The sequence below is a fragment of the Actinoplanes xinjiangensis genome (assembly GCF_003148685.1).
In the GTDB taxonomy this organism is placed as follows: Bacteria; Actinomycetota; Actinomycetes; order Mycobacteriales; family Micromonosporaceae; genus Actinoplanes; species Actinoplanes xinjiangensis.
The window spans coordinates 287,392-306,697 of the sequence record NZ_QGGR01000002.1; the positions used below are offsets into that span (position 1 = coordinate 287,392).

Here is a 19,306-nt window from a genome sequence, read left to right on the forward strand (position 1 = left end):
CGCGAGGCATCGCGGCCGGAGTAAAATACCCGCTCAGTCCCCCGCGGTCACGTCGGCGACGATCACCGTGATGTTGTCGGGCCCACCGCCGCGCAGGGCGAGATCGATGAGCCTCTCCGCGCAGGACTTCGGGTCGGCGATGGTGCGCAGCTCTTCCTCGAGGACCGGGTCGGGCACGACGCCGGTGAGACCGTCGCTGCAGAGCAGCCAGCGGTCACCGCGCTGTGGCTCGACGATGACGTAGGCCGGGGTGACCGGCTCGCCCTGGAGCACCCGGGTGACGACGGCCCGCCGGGGGTGGGCGGCCGCCTCCTCGGGCTTGATCAGGCCCTGGTCGACGAGCATCTGGACGTACGTGTCGTCCTTGGTGAGCTGGTTCAGCCGACCGTCGCGGAGCAGGTAGGCCCGGGAGTCGCCGACGTGGGCCATGGCCGCCCGCTCGCCGTTGAAGAGCACCGCCGTCAGCGTGGTGCCCATGCCCGCCAGCGTGGGGTCGAGGGCCACCTGCTCGGCGATCCGGCCGTTGGCGAGCTCGAGTCCACGGTGCAGGGCGTCCATCTGGTGATCGGTGGCGATCGGCGCGTCGAGCGAGACCATGGCTTCGATGGCGATCCGGCTGGCCAGATCGCCGGCGGCCATGCCGCCCATGCCGTCCGCGACGACGAGAAGCGAGTCACCGGCGAAGTGACAGTCCTCGTTGTTGCTCCGGACGTGTCCTTGGTCGGTGACGGCCGCCCACCGGAGGTGCAAGGTCATGGCGTGCAGCCTGCCAGGTCGGCGCCAACCTGTCTGCACGTGGTGGGCGGCATGTCGCACATGTCGTTGCTGAAATTACACTCATCCACCGCCTGAACCCCGATTCAGGGGCCGGCCGAGGCATCGGGGATCGATTTCGGTCACGGGTCGTGTCGGTGCGATCCATTCCAGTGCCGGGGCCTCGACCGGCCAGCCGCGGACGGTGAGACCACTGGCCGGGTCGTCGGCGGCCTGGGGGCACAGGGTTTTCGACCGGACCTCGCCGTTGGGGATGAAGACGACCCGGCCGGTGGCCTCGAGCATCGTGGTGGACGTGTCGTCGACGGCGATGAGCTGTCCGCGGACCACCCGTACCGGCTCGCCCTCGGTCGTCACCTCGATGGCGGTGTCCGGCAGGACGGGAGCGCGGAGGAAGACGACGCCGACCATGAACGGCATGGCGAAGGCCACCGCGACGGCCGGCCAGTGGGTGGCGATCCGGGCCCAGCGTTCCGGGACGGGCCCGGTGAGGACCGGGCCGAAGAGCGGAGGACCCAGCAGGAGTACGGCCGTCGCGTGATCACCGGCCCGGAACGAGGCGACCACTCCCGGCCACACGAAGATCCACACGATGATCCCGACGAGCACCGGCACGCCCAGGGTGAGCCACCGCATCAGCCACGGCTCACCGTGCTCCCCCTGCACCGCGGTCAGGCCGAGTACCGCCACCACCAGCATCATCAGCAGCGGCAGCATGCGCAGTTGCCAGGTGAAGGCGGCGATGCCGACGGCGATCACGACGACCCAGCCGGGCATCCGGAACGCGGCCACGGCCAGGAACGACGTCGCGGTCTGGTTCGGGGAGCTGACCAGCGAGATGCCGCCGAGCACCCGGACCAGGAGGATGGCCGCGGGTACCGTCCAGCTCAGGGTGATGAACAGGGCGCCGATCATGCCGAGCGGGTTGATGTACTGGACGAGCAGCAGCATCGTCGGCAGGTCCTGCTGGCTCAGATACCACAGTCGCAGCACGAGCAGCAGCAGCGGGAAGCCGGGCAGCACGGCGAGCAGCCAGTTCAGCTCGGCGCGGTAGCCGGGGCGGGGCGGGGTGCGTCTCTTGGAGACCCGTCCGGTTCGAATGTCGGTGGTCATCCCAGCGGATCCTCCCACGGCATCCAGCCGATCTCCGGCCGTTGCACCGGCGGCTGCTGACCGACCGCCACCGGGGTGTCGGCGACCGGGTCGATCTGGGTCTGGAGGTTCCGCTCGTAGGCCTTCTCCCACCGATCGTCCTCGGGATCGGCATACGAGCGGTAGAGGGTGAGGTTGACGAGCCGTTCCAGAGCCGGGTTCTCGCCCACGTTGACGCCCCACCGCTCGTTGGCTTCCAGGCCCAGGTCCCAGTGCTCGTACTTGTCCGGGAATCTGTGCTTCCAGCCGGCCAGGATGGCGGCGTCGGTGCTGATCGCCTCGACCTCGTTCTTGTCCAAGGCCTTGAAGCATTCGCTGACCCGGTTCTTCTGGGTGACCACCGCACGAGCGTTGGTCAGCGCGTTTGCGCTGGTCGAGGTGGAGAGCGTGCAGACCCGCTTGCCTTCGAGGTCCTTCAGCGCGACGACTGCCGGGTGGCCTTTCAGGGTGATCACCGACTGCTCGGTGTAGAGATAGGGCTGCGAGAAGTGGACGCCCGCTTCCTGCCGCTCGTCGGTGATGCTGTAACTGGCGATCACCAACTGGACCGGCACGCGCTTGCCGTCGACCGGGTCGGTGGCCTGCATGCGGGCCCGGTCCTCGCTCTCCAGACCGTAGAAGCGCACGTCGTCGCGCCGGAAACCCAGATCGGCGGCGATCATGTACGCGAGGTCGATGTCGAACCCTTCCCAGGTCTTTTTCGCCTGGTCGTAGTAGGCCACGCCGTACTGGTCGTCCTTGACGCCGATGGCCAGCGTCGTCCACGTGTCGACACCGGACTCGGCCCGCAGCTCGGCGATCGACGGCGGCCCGCCGACCAGCAACCGGCCCAGCGAGACCATCAGCGTCAGGACGATGAGCACCCCGAGCCCGGCCAGCCGCCACACCTTGAACTGGTTGTCGCGCCGGGCGATCGCCGCGTGCTCCGCCTCGGCCCGGGCCTGTTCGATCGCCGCCTGCGTGGCGATGTCCCGGGAGGCGAGCTCTTCGACGGTCATCTCCTCGACCGGGACGGGCGGCGGTTCCGCTGGGGCGGCGGCGGTCACGAACCGGCGCAGCGCGGCCAGCTGCTTCGGCGGAAGCTGTTGCAGCGTCCGCAGAAGCCAGCTCTCGTCCGGTTGTTGCCGCGGCGGCGGAAGCCCCGGCCGCGGTGGCGCGACGCCGTCGCCGCCGTTCTCGGTGTCAGCCATCGACCCGTCCCTTCGTCCCCAGACGAGTCATCGTGCCCGACAACCTCAGGGAACGGGATCCCCGGTACCGAACGGGACGCCCGGCCGGCAGCGCGCGAGCCGGGCGGCGGTCAGCCGCAGCCCGGCCCGGAGGCCGTGCCGCTCGATCGCGAGCAGCCCGTACGCACTACAGGTGGGCTGGTAGCGGCACCGGGTGGGCAGCCTCGGCGAGATCTTCCGGTAACCGCGGATGGCGGTGGTCACCGCCCGTTCGGCACGGGAGCTTCCGGGGGTACGGCTGAGCGCCGCGAACAACCGCAGCATCATGCTCAGCGAGAAGCAGTCACATCCGGGGATGTCACAGTCGCAGTTCGTGTTCGGGTTGCACGAGTCGAACCAGGAGTGCTTCTTTTTCTTCTTCCGTGATTTCCCAAAGCTCACGATCACATGATGGCGGACGGCCGCACGTCAGCGGACCGAGACGACCGCGGCGCTCTCCGGTGGCAGTACCAGCCGGTCCCGTTCGACGATTACGCCGGGCGAGGTGGCCAGCAGCACCGACCGTGGCAGGGCCCGCACGCTCACCGTCTGGGGGACGGTGGCGAGGTTGGCGGCCACCACGTTCGGCCCGCGCCGGACGACCACGTGCTGGTCGCCGTGCCACACCTCGACCTGGTGCAGCCACGGGTCGGTGAGACCGGGCGTGGACCGGCGCAGTGCGATCAGTTTCCGGTACAGGTCGAAAATCTCGGCATGACCGGGTTTGCCCAGCTCGGACCAGTCGAGCTTGGAACGCTCGAAGGTGGCCGGGTCCTGCGGGTCGGGCACGTCGGCCTCAGCCCAGCCGTGTTCGGCGAACTCGCGCCGGCGCCCGTTCTGCACAGCGGCGGCCAGGTCCGGCTCGGGGTGCGAGGTGAAGTACTGCCAGGGGCTGCTGGCCGCCCACTCCTCACCCATGAACAGCATCGGCGTGAACGGGGAGGTGAGCAGCAGGGTGGCGGCGACCTTGAGCAGGCCGGGCGAGAGGGTCGCGGTGAGCCGGTCGCCGATCGCCCGGTTGCCGATCTGGTCGTGGTTCTGCAGGAACGCGACGAACCGGTGGCCCGGCGTGCGCTGCCGGTCGACCGGGCGGCCGTGCCGGCGGCCACGGAACGACGACCAGGTGCCGGCGTGGAAGAACGCGCCCTCCAGGACCGTACGCAAGCAGTCCAGCGAACCGAAGTCACCGTAGTAGCCCTGGCGTTCCCCGGTGAACAGGGTGTGCAGGGCGTGGTGGATGTCGTCGTCCCACTGGGCGTGCAGGCCGTACCCACCGGCCTCACGCGGGGTGATCAGCTTGGCGTCGTTGAGGTCGGACTCGGCGATCAGGGACAGCGGCCGGCGCAGCTCGGTGGAGAGGGTCTCCACCTCGACGGCCATCTGTTCCAGCAGGTGGACGGCACCCTCGTCGTGCAGCGCGTGCACGGCGTCCAGCCGCAGCCCGTCGACGTGGTAGTCGCGCAGCCACATCAGCACGCTGTCGACGATGTAGCGGCGCACCTGCTCGGAGCCGGGCCCGTCCAGGTTGATCGCGCTGCCCCACGCGTTGCTGCCACTGCTGAGGTACGGGGCGAACATCGGCGCGTACGCCCCGGACGGCCCGAAGTGGTTGTAGACCACGTCGAGCACCACGCCGAGGCCCTTGGCGTGGGCCGCGTCGACGAACCGTTTGAGGCCGTCGGGGCCGCCGTACGCCTCGTGCGGGGCGAACCAGCAGACCCCGTCGTAGCCCCAGTTGTAGGTGCCGTTGAACGCGTTGACCGGCAGCAGCTCGACCATGTCGACACCGAGGTCGACGAGGTGGTCGAGCCGTTCGATCGCGGCGTCGAACGTACCCGCCGGGGTGAACGTGCCGATGTGCAGCTCGTAGAGGACCGAACCGGGCAGCTGCCGGCCGGTCCAGCCCTGATCGGTCCAGGCGAACGCCGAGTGGTCGTAGACGCGGCTCGGCCCGTGCACCCCCTGCGGCTGCCATGCCGACCGTGGGTCGGGCAGCGGATCGCCGGCCTCCGGCAGCAGGAAGGCGTAGTCACTGCCGGCCGGGGCCGCCGGCACGTCGAGGTGCCACCAGCCATCCTCGCCGGGCTCCATCGCACGGTCCTCACCGGCGACGCGCAGACGTACGGGCTTTTCGGGCGCCCACACCGAGAACAGAGTCATTCTTTCACCAGGAGAGCGACGGGATAGGTGTGTAGCAGTTCGGCCACCGCGAGGCGATTGCCGCCGTAGCTGGTGTTCGTGAACACTTCCGTCCAACTGTGGCCGTCGAGTGACAGCGTGGTGTCCCCCCAACCGCCGTGCCGTGACAATCCGACCGGGAGCCGGGTGGCGACCGCCACCACACCGCCGCGGTCGAAGGCCAGCACGTGGTCCGGGGCACGGCCCTCGGCGAAGACCGGACGGTAGCCGGTGAACAGCTCGGGTCGCTGCCGGCGCAGCCGCAGGACCCGGCTGGTGACGAGCAGTTTGGCCGCGCCGGTCTCGTCGACCGGGGGCAGCAGGCCGTCGTCGATGCGGCCGAGCAGCTCGCGGCGGGCGGCGAAGTCCACCGGGCGGCGGTTGTCCGGGTCGACCAGCGAGTGGTCCCACAGCTCGGTGCCCTGGTAGACGTCCGGGACGCCGGGCATGGTGAGCTGCACCAGTTTCTGGCCCAGCGAGTTCGACCAGCCGGGCGGGGTGATGGAGGCGGCGAAGTCGGCGATCTCCCGGTGCAGCGCCGGATCGTCGAAGATCCGGTCGACCAGCTCCCGCAGGGTGGTCTCGAAACCCTCGTCGGGGCTCAGCCAGCTGGTGCCTGTTCCGGCTTCCCGGGCGGCTTTCACGGCGTACGCCTGAAGTCGCTCCCGGGAGATCGGCCACGCACCGACCGTGACCTGCCAGAGAAGATGGGCCAGCGCCGGATCCGGGAGCGGAGCGAACCGGACCCACCGGCGCACCACCTCGGTCCAGTCGCCCGGCACCTCGGCGAGGACCGCCAGCCTCGCGCGCACGTCCTCGCCGCGTTTGGTGTCGTGGGTGGCCAGCGACGTCATGGTGTCCGGCCACTCGGCGAGCCGTTCCGCGGCGTAGTGGTGGAACTCGTCGACCGTGACCCCGAACTTCGCCGGGTCGTTGCCGACCTCGTTGCGGGCCACGAACCTGGTCCACCGGTAGAACGCGTTGTCCTCGACGCCCTTGGCCATCACCGCGCCGGTGAACTGCTGGAACCGGATCGCCAGCTCGTCGGCGGGGTTGCGCAGGCGGGTGGTCAGCTGATCGAGCACCGTGATCATCTGCGGGCGGCGGCGGCCCGCCTCGGACCGGGCGGTCGCCAGGTCACGGCTGCCGGCCGGCAGGTAGGAGCGGTACACCGGGAAACACGCGGCGAGCTCGGCCAGCGCACGGGGCGCGGCCTCGATCTCCGGTACGAGCGCCGCGAGCCGCGCCAGCTCGGCGGCCAGCACGTTCGTGGCCACGTGCAGTTTGGCGTCGTGCACCAGGTCCTGCCAGGAGGTGGTGGCACCGGTCAGGTGGTGGTCGAGGGTGTCGAAGAAGGCTTCCGTACCCGGGTCCACGAAGACCCCGTTGACCTCGGCCATCGCGTCGTACCCGGTGGTGCCGGCGACCGGCCAGTCGGGCAGTCGCTCACCCGGCTCCAGGATCTTCTCGACCACGATCCAGGCGTTCGGGGCGGCGTCGCGGAGCCGGTTGAAGTATTCCGCCGGGTTGCGCAGACCGTCCGGGTGGTCCACCCGGATGCCCTCCGCCAGGCCCTCGTTGTACCAGCGCAGGATCTCGGCATGGGTGGCGGCGAAGACGTCGGGATCCTCGACCCGCAGCCCGGCCAGGTCGGTGATCGCGAAGAACCGCCGGTAGTTGATCTCCCGGTCGCCACGGGTCCAGTTGACCAGCTCGTAGTGCTGCCGGTCGTGCACCTCGCGGGCGGTGCCCTCACCGGTGCCGTCCGCGATCGGGTAGCGCTTGTCGAAGTAGCGGAGTTCGCCGTCCTCGATGCGCAGGTCGTCGAGGGCGTCCGGGTCGTCGGCGAGAACCGGCAGCAGGATTCTTCCGCGCGACCAGTCGACGTCATAGTGGCCGGAGAATGCCGAGTCCTGGCCGTTCTTGAGAACGTCCCACCAGCTCGGGTTGGTGTGCGGCACCCCCACCCCGGCATGGTTGGGGACGATGTCCACGACCAGTCCCAGGTTCGCGGACTTCAGCGCCCCACTGAGCGCGTTCAGGCCGTCCACGCCGCCCAGCGCCGGGTTGACCTGCGCATGGTCGACCACGTCGTACCCGTGCTGCGACTCCGGCGCCGCGGACAGCAGCGGCGCCGAGTAGAGGTGGCTCACCCCGAGATCGGCCAGGTAATCGACGATCTCGGCGGTCGCGGTGAGCGGGAACTCGGGGCGGACCTGAATTCGATAGGTACTGCGCGGCGGCATCAGACCGTCCTGTCCAGAACGATTAGTGAGCGGTCCGGCACCCAGATCTTGTGTCCGGCCTCCACGACGGACGGGCGATCCGGGGACGGGTCGGCGGTTTCGATGACTTTCTCCCACTTCTCGCCGTATTCGGCGGGCGGAGTGGTGAACTCGAGCGGCGCGTCGTGCGCGTTGAAGAACAGCAGGAACGAGCTGTCCACGTGGCGCTGGCCGTACTGGCCGCGCTCCCGGATGCCCTCGCCGTTGACGAAGAGCGCCACGGCCCGGCCGAAGTCGTTGCCCCAGTCGTCGCCGGCCATCTGCCGGCCGTCCGGGGTGAACCACTCCAGGTCGGGCAACGGGTCCCCACCGCCGCGGGCGGTCACCGGCAGGCCGGTGAAGAACCGGCGGCGCTGGAACACCTGATGCCGGTGCCGGAACGCGGTCAGCTTGCGGGAGAACTCCAGCAGCTGCTCGTCGGCGTTCTCCCAGTCGATCCAGGCGAGCTCGTTGTCCTGGCAGTAGGCGTTGTTGTTGCCCTGCTGGGTGCGGCCCAGCTCGTCACCGTGCGAGATCATCGGCACGCCCTGGCTGAGCATCAGCGTGGCCAGGAAGTTGCGCCGCTGCCGGGCCCGCAGCGCGAGCACGCCCGAGTCGGTGGCCGGCCCCTCGATGCCACAGTTCCAGGACCGGTTGTGGCTCTCGCCGTCCCGGTTCTCCTCGCCGTTGGCCTCGTTGTGCTTGTCGTTGTACGACACCAGGTCGTTGAGCGTGAACCCGTCGTGCGCCGTCACGAAGTTGATCGAGTGGAACGGCTTGCGGCCGTCGTCCTGGTAGAGGTCGGCGGAACCGGTGATCCGGGAGGCGAACTCGGCCAGCGTGGCCGGCTCACCGCGCCAGAAGTCCCGGACCGTGTCCCGGTACTTGCCGTTCCATTCGGTCCAGTTCGGCGGGAAGTTGCCGACCTGGTAGCCGCCCGGCCCGACATCCCATGGCTCGGCGATCAGCTTCACCTGGCCCACGACCGGGTCCTGCTGCACCACCTCGAAGAACGTGGACAGCCGGTCCACGTCGTAGAACTCCCGGGCCAGTGTGGAGGCCAGGTCGAACCGGAACCCGTCGACGTGCATCTCGGTCACCCAGTACCGCAGCGAGTCCATGATCAGCTGGAGGCTCTGCGGGCTGCGCACGTTCAGGCTGTTACCCGTACCCGTGTAATCCATGTAGAACTGCGGCTGGTCGTCCACCAGCCGGTAGTAGGTCCGGTTGTCGATGCCCTTCAGCGACAGCGTCGGCCCCAGATGGTTGCCCTCGGCCGTGTGGTTGTAGACCACGTCGAGGATGACCTCCATGCCGGCCGCGTGCAGCGCCTTGACCATGCCCCGGAACTCCTGGGTCTGCTGGCCGAGCGAACCCATCGCCGAGTAACCGTGGTACGGCGCGAAGAACCCGAGCGTGTTGTAGCCCCAGTAGTTGCGCAGGCCCAGGTCGTGCAGCCGGTTGTCGTGCACGAAGTGGTGGACCGGCATCAGCTCGACCGCGGTCACGCCCAGGCTCTTCAGATGCTCGATGATCGCCGGGTGCCCGATCGCCGAATAGGTGCCGCGCATGTCCCGCGGGATCTCCGGATGCCGCTGCGTGAGGCCCTTGACGTGCGTCTCGTAGATCACCGAGTGGTGGTACGGGATGTCCGGGCGGCGGTCGTTGCCCCAGTCGAAGTACGGGTTCACCACCACGCCCTTGGGCATGTAGGGCCCCGAGTCCAGCTCCGACATCTGATCCGGGTTGTCGAAGTCGTACGCGTACAGCGACGGGTGCCAGTCGATGTCCGAGTCGACCGCCCGCGCGTACGGGTCCAGCAGCAGCTTGTGCGGATTGCACCGCAGCCCCCGGTGCGGCTCGTACGGGCCGTACACCCGGTATCCGTACCGCTGCCCCGGCTCCACCCCCGGCAGATAGGCGTGCCAGACGAACGCGTCCTGCTCGTGCAGCAGGACCTTCCGCTCGTTGCCGGACGGGTCGAACAGGCACAGCTCGACCGCCTCGGCCACCTCGGAGAAGATCGCGAAGTTCGTGCCCGTCCCGTCGTACGTGGCCCCCAACGGGTACCGGTGACCAGGCCAGACCTGCATATCCGTGCTCCTACCCTCGGCCGTCCCTGTGAGCGAGGCCGCCGGGCGATTCGTATGCCCGTCCGTGGGACCGGCAAACCCCGAGCGGCCGCGTCAGCGGCCATTCTCTCGAATTTCACTGCTAACGTCGGGCCGACTGTCCGGTTAGGCGCTGATATCTCCCCGTCCGGGGGTGGCGTGTATCAAATTGAGGGACCGTGCCGCGGAATGATCAGTTCACGTTCGGGCCGCACGTCTGCGGCTCCCTCGCCGCCGACGGGGGCACCGGCCGCGAGTGGCTGGTCACCGACGGCCTCGGCGGCTACGCCTCGGGCACCGTCAGTGGCCTGCGCACCCGCCGCGAACACGCCCTGCTGACCGTCCACGACCACGTCGCGCTCGCCGCATTGGACCTCACCGTCACCCTGCCCTCCGGTGCCAAGATCCCGCTGTACACCCACGCCTGGGCGTCCGGGTCGATCGAGCCGTCCGGTCACCGGTATCTGGAGACCTTCACCCTCGACCGGGGCCTGCCCCGCTGGCGCTGGCGGATCGGCGACGTCGTCATCGAACGTGAGCTGGCCATGCGCCACGGCCACCCGTCGGTCGCGGTCGTCCACCGCGTGGTCAGCGCCCCCGGCCCGGTCGGCCTGGCCGTCGCCGCGATGTGCACCTGGCGGACCGCACACACCAGCCGCCGCGCCGACGGTCCCGGCCTCACCGTCGAACCGGTCGCCGGCGGTGTGATCATCGACGGCGCCTACCGTCTGCACGGCCCCGGCTGGCAGCCCGCCGGGGCCTGGCACCTCGGCGTGCGTACCGGACCTCCTTCGCAGGGCGGTGCCCCTTTCGGCGGCTCCCCTCACGGCGGCTCTCCTTCCGACGGCTCGCCTCACGGCGTTCCTCCCTCCGGCGGCTCTTCTCACGGCGGCTCTGCTCACGGCGGCTCTGCTTTCGGCTCTGTTTTCGGGGAGGACGCCGTCGAGGATCTGTGGCACGCCGGCACCTTCTTCCGGCAGGCCGGACCGGGCGGCGCGTGCGAGATCTCCGCCTGGTCCGGCCCGCTCGGCGAGACCCCGCCACCACCGCCCGCGATCATCGCCGCGGAGCGCGAACGCGCACACCGGCTGGTCACCCTCTCCCAGGCCGAGGGGTACGCGAAGACGCTCGTCCTCGCCGCCGACAGGTTCATCGTCCGGACCGCGGACGGGCCCGACGTGGTCGCCGGATACCCGGGACAGGGCCGCTGGCTCGCCGACACGATGACCGCCTACGAGGGGCTGTTCCTCGAGACGGGCCGCATCGACGAGGGCCGTGAGCTGTTGATCGCCCGGACCCGGGCGGCCGCCCGTGACCTGCGCACCCCGGACGCTCCGTGGTTGCGGCACGATGCCCTCGACGGCCCGCTGTGGCTGGTCCACGCCGTCGGCCGGCACGTCACACGTACCGGCGACAGTGCTCTCGCCGCCAAACTCGCCGCACCGCTCGGCCGGCTGCTGCGCCATCACCTCGGCGGCTCCGGGCCGCTCGGCATCGACCCCGCCGACGGCCTCGTCCGGCTCGCCTCCCCCGGCCCCGAGACACCCCGGGTCGGCAAGCCCGTCGACCTCAACGCGCTCTGGGTCAACGCCCTCGCCACCATGTGCGACCTGCTCGCCGAGGGCGGCCACGACGACAGCGAGCCGCGGACCCGGCACGCCCGGGCCCGGGAGTCGTTCGCCGCCCGGTTCCCGGCCCCCGAGGGATGGCTGTACGACGTGATCGAGGGACCCGCCGCGGCCTACCCACTCGGCGCCGGCACCCACCACGACGACCCGTCGCTGCGGCCTCACCAACTGCTCGCCTGGTCGCTGCCGCACGCCCCGATGCGCGGCCGTCCGTCCGGTGCCGTCGGTGCCGTCGGCGAGTCCCTGCTCACTCCGCTCGGCCCCCGCACCCTGGCCCCCGGCGAGTACGGCTACCAGCCACACCGGCCCGCCGACCCGGACATGGCCCACCACCAGGGCCCGGTGTGGACGTGGCTGATCGGCCCGTACGCGGACGCCTGCGCCGCCACCGGTCGCCCCGTCGACGGCCTGCTCGACGCCCTCGACGCCCACCTGTGCGAAGCCGGCCTCGGCTCCCTCGGCGAGACCGCCGACGGCGACGCCCCCCATCGGGCCTCCGGCGTCCCGTTCTCCGCCCGCTCGGTCGCCGAGGCCCTACGCATCAAACAGAGGTACCCGTCATGACCGGCCCGGCCGCCCCCATCCCCGTCCCCGTCCCCGCTCCCCCACCGACAGCGCCCCTCACCCCCGCGCTCACCGTCCCCGCGCCGGCCGCGCTCACCTCCCGCACGGCTACACCACTCGACTCCCGCACCTCCGCACCCCTCACCTGCCGGGCGGCTTGGTCGCCCACCTCCCGGACGGCTACACCGCTGACCTCCCGCACGGTTGCACCGCTCGCCATCCGCATGGCCACACCGCTCGCCATCCGCGCGGCCGCACCGCTCGCCATCCGCACAGTTGCACCGCTCGCCATCCGCACAGTTGCACCGCTCGCCATCCGGGTGGCTGTGGCATGAGTCGGATCCTGATGCTGTCGTGGGAGTACCCGCCGCTGCTCGTCGGCGGGCTCGGCCGGCATGTGCACGCGCTGGCCACCACGCTGGTCCGGGCCGGTCACGAGGTCACCGTCGTCACCCGGCACGCCCCGGGAGCGCTGCTGGAGGAGTACACCGAAGGCGTCCGGGTGGTCCGCGCCCCCGACGACCCGCCGCACTTCGACGTCACCGGCGGCAACCTGCTGGCGTGGGCCGTCGCCTTCAACCACACGCTCACCCGGGCGGCCCTGCACGCCGCCCGTACCGGTGCCTTCGACGTGGTGCACGCCCACGACTGGCTGGTCGCACACACCGCCGTCACGCTGCGCGAACACCTCGACGTGCCGCTGGTCGCCACCATCCACGCCACCGAGTCCGGCCGGCACCAGGGCTACCTGCCGGCGGCCCACAACCGCACGATCGACGACATCGAACGCTGGCTCGCCACCGAGGCGGTACGCGTGATCGTCTGCTCCGCCTACATGAAACGCGAGATCGGCCGTCACTTCGACGTGCCCGCGAACCGCGTCGACGTCGTCCACAACGGGGTCGACGCCCTGCGCTGGCGGGCCCGTCCCCGCGCCGTCGCCGCCGCCCGCGCCCAGTGGGCCGGTGACGGGCCGCTGGTCAGCTACGCCGGCCGGCTCGTCTACGAGAAGGGCGTCCAGCACCTGATCGCCGCCGTACCGGCGCTGCGCTCCCGATTCCCGGGCCTGCGCGTGGTGATCGCCGGCGACGGCCCCTACCGGGCCGACCTGGAAACCCTTGCCGCCGGTACGCCCGAGGTGAGCTTCACCGGATTCCTGGGCGGGCACGAGCTCACCGCTCTGATGGGTGCCTCCGACTGCTACGTGGTGCCGAGCATCTACGAGCCGTTCGGCATGGTCGCGTTGGAGGCGGCCGCCGCCGGAACCCCGGTCGCCGTCGCCGGAACCGGCGGCCTCGACGAGATCGTCGAACACGGCGTGACCGGCGTGAAGTTCACCCCCGCCGATCCGGCCGCACTGGCCGAGGCCACCGGCTGGGTACTCGGCGACCGCGACTTCGCCCGCTCCCTGGCACTGCGAGCCCGCGACCGGGTCCGCGCCGACTTCAACTGGCCGGCCATCGCGGACCGCACCGCCGCCGTCTACGACCACGCCCGAGCAGCCGACGCCGACCGCGTCTCCCGCGAGGCCGAACACGTTCTGGCCCACATCCCCGCCCACACCACCCCAGACCCCAACAGCTGACCCCGCCCTCGCCACCTCCCAGACCCGCCGGCCCCACCTGCCCAGTGGTGCCATCAGTCCCAGCCCTCATGGGCCCGGGCCCGCCGACCCGTCGGGCCCAGCAGTCGCAGCAGTCCAGGCGCCCAGCGACCCAGCGACCCAGCGACCCAGCGACCCAGCGACCCAGCGACCCAGCGACCCAGCGACCCAGCGACGGTGATGATCGACCGCGGAGAACCGGGAACGGCGGCGCCGGCGACGTTGGCCGGCGCACACAATCGCCGAACGTGGGGTCTCGATACGTCCTGGCACACACCGGCGCACACCATCATCGGACCGTGTGCGTTCAGCCGGGTCATGACGATGACAGCAGCCCACACAAGCCCAGCGTGCGCTGCCATCGTCGCTCCCAGGCAGCTGACCGCTCCGCTGACCGCACGACGAACACCGAAGCCGGCAGCCAGGTAAGCGCCTGACGTACACCGATGATCTTCGCGGCGGGCCATCATCGTGGAACAACGCAAAGGTCAAGACCGGGTTCGGGTGGCCGTACGAAGATCAGAGGCTTGCCGAATAGACCGCCAACCCGGTGTGGGCCGCGGCCAGCAACGGCACGCTGAGCTGGTGTTTCGCCGCCTCGGTGACCATGTCCCCGACGATCGCGCCGGCCTCGACCGGCAGTCCCTGGATGAGATCGCGGTACATCGACGAGGTCGTCGGCTCGGTGGTCACGATGGTGGCTTCGAGCATCGCCGCCGCCTTGCCCTGGATCGGGTGTCCGGCCGCGGCGGCGACCGCGGACGTCTCGGCGGCGAGCGCGTGCAGGAACTCGCTACCCCCGGGCGCCTTGTTGATCGCGCCGATCGAACCGCGCAGCAGGGTGGTAGCCGCCCCGAGCGTGGCCAATAAGACCCATTTGTCCCAAAGTTCCTGAACGATAGTGCTCGAGGCCCGGGCATCGAACCCGGCACCTGTCAGCGCGGCGGTGACGCCTGACAGCCGCTCATCGAGATCACTCCCGTCGGCCGAAGCGCCACCGTCAAAGACACCACCGAACGAACCGCCGCCAACCGAAGCGCCGCCGGTCAAGACACCTTCGAACGAAGCATCGCCGGACGAAGCACCACCGGCCAAGACACCACCGGCCAGGACACCGTCGGGTGAAGCGTCCGAGAGCGGCCCGAACGACAGCCGATGCAGGCCGCTCATCCGGTGTACGTCGCCGTTCTCGTCCAGCGTCGCGTGGATCATGCAGACGCCGCCCCACGCCCGGTCCGCGCCGAAGCGGCGGATCAGGGACTCGATGTGCCGGATGCCGTTGAGCAGCGGGATCACGACGGTCCGCGGGCCGACCGCGGGGGTCAGTGCGGTCAGCGCGGTCTCCAGCGAGTAGCTCTTGACCGCGACGAGCACCAGGTCGTAGTGCCCGTCGGCCTCGGTGATGGTGCGTGGCCGCAACTCGATCTCGCCGTCGGGGCTCTTGATCCGCAGGCCGCGTTCGGCCAGCCGGGCCGCCCGGCCGGGCCGGACCAGGAACGTCACGTCACGTCCGGCCTGGGCCAGGCGTCCGCCGAAGTAGCCGCCGGTCGCGCCCGCGCCGACCACCAGGATCCTCATCCGAGCTGATCGTCCTCGTAGCACCACCGCCACGACTCACCCGGCTCGAACGAGCGCATCACCGGATGGCCCTCGGCGGCGTGGTGGGCCGACATGTGCCGGGCCGGCGACGAGTCACAGCAGGCCACCAGCCCGCAGGCCAGGCACAGGCGCAGATGCACCCAGTTGTGGTTGCCCACGGCGTGGCACTGCGGGCACCCGTCCTCGTAGGCGCTCAGCGGCGCCGGCTCGGTCGTCTCCTTGAGATGCTGACAGGTCAATCGTCACTCCGTTGCAACTGGGATTCTTCGAGGTCGAGCTCACGTTGGGCGCGGACCAGCACCTCCTCGGGGATCCGCCCCTCATTGCGGGCGATCTTGAAGACGTGCCGTTCCGCTCTGATCATCTCGCGGCGCAACCGACCGTACGCGGCCGACGGGGTTTCCCGCTCCTGGCTGCCGAGCCGTTCCCAGGCGTTGTTGCCGCGGCTCTCGACCAGGCCGCGCAGCCGCTCGACGACGGTCGGGGGCGCGCCGTCGGCGTGCTGCTCCAGCGCCTCCAGGGCGGCCCGGCCGGCCGCATGCTGCACCCCGGCCTCGGCCAGCGCGTCCTGGGCGCTGTTGTCCTCGCGGACGCCGAGCCTGCGGGCCAGCCACGGCAACGTGGTGCCCTGCACCATCAGGGTCAGCACGATCACCGCGAAGGCCACGAAGACGAGCAGCTCGCGGGGATAGTCGGGCACCCCGTCGACGCCGGGCGGCGGGAGGGTCTGTGCGGCCGCCAGGGTCACCACGCCGCGCATGCCGGCCCAGGCGATCACGGTCGGCACGGTGACCGGTGGCCGTGGCTCGCGGTTGCGGATCCGTGGGACCAGCCGGGCCAGGTAGGTCGCCGGATACATCCACAGGAACCGGATCGCCAGCAGTGCCCCGAACACCACGGCGGTCACCTGCACGGTGGTGGCCAGGCTGGTCTCGATGGTGCCGATCACCTCACGCAGCTGGAGACCGACCAGCAGGAAGACCACGCCCTCCAGCAGGAAGTTGATCAGTCGCCAGACCGCGTCCATCTGGAGGCGGGAGGTGGGCGACAGAAGGTAGGGGATGCGGTGACCGAGGTAGAGGCCGGCGATCACCACGGCCACCACGCTCGACGTGTGCAGCTTCTCCGCGATGATCACCACGACGAACGGGGTGAGCAGCGCCACCGCGTCGTCGAGCAGCGGGTCGTCGATCTTGCGGTGCAGCCAGGCCACGCCCGCCGCGAACACCAGGCCGATCAGCACGCCGCCGCCCGCGGTGAGCACCACGTCCTGGGTGATCTCCCAGAAACCGGCCGCGGTCCCGCCCAGCGCGACGATCGCGACCCGCACCATGACCAGGGCCGTCGCGTCGTTGAGCAGGCTCTCGCCCTCGAGGATCGTCACGACGCGGCGGGGCAGCCCCACCCGGCGGGCGATGGCGGTCGCGGAGACCGCGTCCGGCGGGGCGACGATCGCCCCCAGCGCGATGCAGGCGGCCAGCGGGACGGCCGGGAGCAGCATGTGTACGAGAAAGCCCACCGTCACCGCGGTCAGCACCACGAGGCCCACCGCGAGCAGCAGGATGGGCCGCAGCGCGAGCCGGAAGGCGGGCACCGAGGTCTGCAGCGCCGCCACGTAGAGCAGCGGTGGCAGGATCCCGATCAGCACCAGCTCGTGGTCGAGGTGCGCCTCCGGGAACCCGGGCACGAACGACAGCCCGAGGCCGGCGACGAGCAGCACCAGTGGCGCGACGAACCCCAGCCGGCGGGCGAGGGCCGCGCCGACGACGGCGATCGTCACCAGAATGACAGTGTCGACGATCGTCTCCATGCCGGGAAGCTTAGAGACTCCCTGGGACAAGTCCCTACGTGGTGCTGATTACCCCGGATCGCGCGATCGTCCGGGTGTAGACGCCCTCCAGGCTGAAGTTGTCCCGGGTGAGCACCACGTCGACGACGAAGGTGTACGGCGTCTGCGGGTCCAGCCCGGTGACGGTGGCGCTGACGTCACCGCATTCGGCCGGCGCGCTGCGGGTCCAGCCGACCTCCTTCTGCGCGCCGGTCACCAGGTCCTGGTTGATCGCGGTGACCCGGTAGTCGACGATGTTGCCGCCGCCCGGGTGGTACCAGGTGACCACCGCGCTGGTGCTGGCCGGCGTCACGGCCAGCCCGTCGATCGTCTTGATCCGCTGCATCGGCGTGCACGTGCTGCCCGGTGTGGCCGTCGGTGAGGCGCCGCCGGTGGGCAGCGGCGGCAGCGTCGTCGACGGGGTCGGTGACGCCTTGCCGACCGGGTCGGTGGGCGACGGGGTGGGGTCGCCCTCCTCCACCACGATCCAGTCGCGGCCGGCGCCGGCCGTCTCCTCCTCGCCCGGCCGGGTCGACGACGAGGAGGAGCAGCCCACGAGCAGCAGCGGCAGCGCGACGGCGGTCAGGGCGACGGCGTACTTCCGATATCCCAGCACGTCAGGTGCTTCGGGTCGCGGCAGCGGAACCTTAGTCCTTGCGGTAATGCTCCCGCGCACGTTTCGCCAGGTCCTTGGTGGCCGCCGAGTTGACCCAGGTGCCGAGGATGATGCCGGCGCCCGGGACCATCTTGGCGAACAGCCGCCTGGCGGCCCGCACCCCGGCCATCTGCGCCAGTTTCACGCCGAGTTTCACCAGGACCCCGGCGAACGGGCGGCCGGAGTCGCCGGTGAAGATCCGGCTGGCGCGTTCCCGTCCGGCGGCGACGCCGAGCGCGGTCCGGGCGGTCTCCGCCACCTTGTGCACGCGTTGCAGCACGAGCAGGTCGGTGGCGCGTTCCGGGGCGGCCGGGTCGGCGCCGTAGGCGGCGGCCACGTGCAGCACGAGACGGGCCTGGGTCCAGGCGAGGACGCCGACGTCGACAACCGCGCCAGGTAGCCCGGCCGCGCCGGAGACCGCCCCGGAGACCCGGGCCAGCGTGGTGAAGTGTTTGATCGCGAGGTTGGCGAGGCCGTCGGCGTCGAGGTCCGGGCGTTCCCGGCGGAGCCGGGCGTGCCAGGCCGCGGCCTCCGGGCCGAGCCGGCGCACCGCGTCGAGGGCGAGATGCTCCGGGGCATACTGCGGGTCGGCCTTCATCCGGGCCCACAGCGTGCCGGACGGGGCGATGGTCTCTGCTGACTGCTGTCGGTTCAAGATCACTCCGGGGGGACGGGGAAGTCGATCTGAACCCCATTGTGCGCGGTGCGTGCACGTCACCGTTGCCACGCTCCGGTGCGTAATGATGGGTACGTGCCGGAATGAACGCCGGCAGCCGGCTGTTACCGCCGGAACAGGCCCGCGTCAGCGGGCACCGCTCTCACGGAGGTTCACAGCGTGCTCGACCCCCACGGGCTCTACGAGGTGACCGGCGACCTTCCGGCTCTGGACGGCCCGGTGCTCATCCAGGCGCTCACCGGTTTCGTCGACGCGGGCACCGCGATCCAGCTGGCCAGAGAACATCTGCTGGAGCACCTGGAGAGCGAGGTCGTCGCCACGTTCGACCTGGACCAGCTGCTCGACTACCGTTCCCGGCGCCCTCCGATGATCTTCGTGGCCGACCACTTCGAGAGCTACGAGGAGCCGGGTCTCGCCCTGCACCTGGTCAAGGATCAGCTGGGCACCCCGTTCCTGCTGCTCGCCGGCCCCGAGCCGGACCTCCAGTGGGAGCGTTTCATCGCCGCGGTGACCGGCCTGATCGACCGGCTCGGCGTCAGCGTCACCGTCGGTCTCAACGCGATCCCGATGGCCGTGCCGCACACCCGCCCGGTCGGTGTCACCGCGCACGCCACCGACAAGCGCCTGCTCGGCGAGCACGAGTCGTGGTTGCAGCGGGTCCAGGTGCCGGCCAGTGTCGGTAACCTCCTCGAGTTCCGGCTCGGCCAGTCCGGGCGTGACGCTCTGGGTTACGCGGCGCACGTCCCGCACTACCTGGCGCAGACCGGTTTTCCGGCCGCCGCCGAGGTGCTGCTCGACTCGGTGTCGGCGAGCACCGGCCTCGCCCTGCCGACCGGTGGCCTCCGCGAGTCGGCCAAGGCGGTCCGCGACGAGGTGGACAAGCAGGTCGCCGACGACGAGCAGGCCGGGCGCCTGGTCACGTCGCTGGAGGCGCAGTACGACGCGTTCCTGCGCGGCCGCCAGGGCAACCTGCTCGCCGACTCGGACACCCCGCTGCCCACCGCCGAGGAACTCGGTGCCGAGCTGGAGCGTTTCCTGGCCGAGCAGAGCCGCGACGACAACTGAC

At 70.6% G+C, this 19,306-nt stretch carries 15 protein-coding genes; 3 read left to right on the forward strand and 12 right to left on the reverse strand.

All coding sequences use genetic code 11. From position 1 onward, the window contains the following. Positions 1-33: 33 nt before the first annotated feature. The 7 genes from BC793_RS04835 to glgX form a co-directional block, all read right to left on the reverse strand. Positions 34-756, reverse strand: coding sequence for a PP2C family protein-serine/threonine phosphatase (locus BC793_RS04835; protein WP_109589583.1), 723 nt, complete (start codon positions 754-756; stop codon positions 34-36). A gap of 81 nt (positions 757-837) precedes the next feature. After that, positions 838-1,887, reverse strand: coding sequence for a hypothetical protein (locus BC793_RS04840; RefSeq protein WP_239170118.1), 1,050 nt, complete (start codon positions 1,885-1,887; stop codon positions 838-840). Next, complete coding sequence (locus BC793_RS04845; RefSeq protein ID WP_239170117.1) at positions 1,884-3,116, reverse strand: transporter substrate-binding domain-containing protein; 1,233 nt, start codon at positions 3,114-3,116, stop codon at positions 1,884-1,886. The genes BC793_RS04840 and BC793_RS04845 overlap by 4 nt, the downstream gene beginning before the upstream one ends. Positions 3,117-3,161: 45 nt before the next feature. Beyond that, complete coding sequence (yidD, locus tag BC793_RS04850) at positions 3,162-3,536, reverse strand: membrane protein insertion efficiency factor YidD (RefSeq protein ID WP_239170116.1); 375 nt, start codon at positions 3,534-3,536, stop codon at positions 3,162-3,164. A gap of 27 nt (positions 3,537-3,563) precedes the next feature. Beyond that, a complete protein-coding gene (gene treZ, locus BC793_RS04855) occupies positions 3,564-5,294 on the reverse strand; it encodes a malto-oligosyltrehalose trehalohydrolase (protein WP_109589587.1) in 1,731 nt (576 codons plus the stop codon). Then, entirely contained in the window at positions 5,291-7,558 is a 2,268-nt protein-coding gene (gene treY, locus BC793_RS04860; RefSeq protein ID WP_109589589.1) for a malto-oligosyltrehalose synthase, read from the reverse strand. The genes treZ and treY overlap by 4 nt, the downstream gene beginning before the upstream one ends. Next, positions 7,558-9,669: a glycogen debranching protein GlgX gene (gene glgX, locus BC793_RS04865; protein WP_109589591.1), complete on the reverse strand. Its 2,112-nt coding sequence runs from the start codon at positions 9,667-9,669 to the stop codon at positions 7,558-7,560. The genes treY and glgX overlap by 1 nt, the downstream gene beginning before the upstream one ends. Before the next feature lie 197 nt (positions 9,670-9,866). Here glgX and BC793_RS04870 point away from each other — a divergent pair, with 197 nt between their 5' ends. Continuing rightward, positions 9,867-11,879 carry a glycogen debranching enzyme N-terminal domain-containing protein gene (locus tag BC793_RS04870; protein ID WP_239170115.1) on the forward strand — a complete coding sequence of 671 codons (2,013 nt, stop codon included), beginning with the start codon at positions 9,867-9,869 and terminating at the stop codon, positions 11,877-11,879. Positions 11,880-12,210: 331 nt separating this feature from the next. Next, positions 12,211-13,464, forward strand: coding sequence for a glycosyltransferase family 4 protein (locus tag BC793_RS04880; protein ID WP_109589595.1), 1,254 nt, complete (start codon positions 12,211-12,213; stop codon positions 13,462-13,464). A gap of 537 nt (positions 13,465-14,001) precedes the next feature. Here BC793_RS04880 and BC793_RS04885 read toward each other — a convergent pair. From BC793_RS04885 to BC793_RS04905, 5 genes are read right to left on the reverse strand one after another with little or no spacing between them, the layout of a single operon-like run. Beyond that, on the reverse strand, positions 14,002-15,060 hold the full coding sequence (locus BC793_RS04885; RefSeq protein WP_109589597.1) for a 2-dehydropantoate 2-reductase: 1,059 nt from the start codon (positions 15,058-15,060) through the stop codon (positions 14,002-14,004). After that, positions 15,057-15,320 (reverse strand): UBP-type zinc finger domain-containing protein, encoded by a 264-nt coding sequence (locus tag BC793_RS04890; RefSeq protein ID WP_109589599.1) that lies wholly within the window; start codon positions 15,318-15,320, stop codon positions 15,057-15,059. Before BC793_RS04890 ends, BC793_RS04885 begins: the two co-directional genes overlap by 4 nt. Next, entirely contained in the window at positions 15,317-16,891 is a 1,575-nt protein-coding gene (locus BC793_RS04895) for a Na+/H+ antiporter (RefSeq protein ID WP_109589601.1), read from the reverse strand. The genes BC793_RS04890 and BC793_RS04895 overlap by 4 nt, the downstream gene beginning before the upstream one ends. 34 nt (positions 16,892-16,925) lie before the next feature. Further along, on the reverse strand, positions 16,926-17,525 hold the full coding sequence (locus tag BC793_RS04900; protein WP_109589604.1) for a fibronectin type III domain-containing protein: 600 nt from the start codon (positions 17,523-17,525) through the stop codon (positions 16,926-16,928). Between the two features lie 31 nt (positions 17,526-17,556). Next, positions 17,557-18,162 (reverse strand): EcsC family protein, encoded by a 606-nt coding sequence (locus BC793_RS04905; protein ID WP_109590346.1) that lies wholly within the window; start codon positions 18,160-18,162, stop codon positions 17,557-17,559. 237 nt (positions 18,163-18,399) lie between these two features. Between BC793_RS04905 and BC793_RS04910 the strand changes: the two genes are divergently transcribed. Next, positions 18,400-19,305, forward strand: coding sequence for a proteasome assembly chaperone family protein (locus BC793_RS04910; protein ID WP_109589606.1), 906 nt, complete (start codon positions 18,400-18,402; stop codon positions 19,303-19,305). Position 19,306 lies beyond the last annotated feature (1 nt).

Coding starts and splice junctions, on each gene's coding strand:
- BC793_RS04840 (WP_239170118.1), bottom strand. CDS start 1,887: ATGACCACCGACATTCGAACCGGACGGGTCTCCAAGAGACGCACCCCG.
- BC793_RS04885 (WP_109589597.1), bottom strand. CDS start 15,060: ATGAGGATCCTGGTGGTCGGCGCGGGCGCGACCGGCGGCTACTTCGGC.
- BC793_RS04835 (WP_109589583.1), bottom strand. CDS start 756: ATGACCTTGCACCTCCGGTGGGCGGCCGTCACCGACCAAGGACACGTC.
- BC793_RS04880 (WP_109589595.1), top strand. CDS start 12,211: ATGAGTCGGATCCTGATGCTGTCGTGGGAGTACCCGCCGCTGCTCGTC.
- glgX (WP_109589591.1), bottom strand. CDS start 9,669: ATGCAGGTCTGGCCTGGTCACCGGTACCCGTTGGGGGCCACGTACGAC.
- treY (WP_109589589.1), bottom strand. CDS start 7,558: ATGCCGCCGCGCAGTACCTATCGAATTCAGGTCCGCCCCGAGTTCCCG.
- BC793_RS04845 (WP_239170117.1), bottom strand. CDS start 3,116: ATGGCTGACACCGAGAACGGCGGCGACGGCGTCGCGCCACCGCGGCCG.
- BC793_RS04895 (WP_109589601.1), bottom strand. CDS start 16,891: ATGGAGACGATCGTCGACACTGTCATTCTGGTGACGATCGCCGTCGTC.
- treZ (WP_109589587.1), bottom strand. CDS start 5,294: ATGACTCTGTTCTCGGTGTGGGCGCCCGAAAAGCCCGTACGTCTGCGC.
- BC793_RS04905 (WP_109590346.1), bottom strand. CDS start 18,162: ATGAAGGCCGACCCGCAGTATGCCCCGGAGCATCTCGCCCTCGACGCG.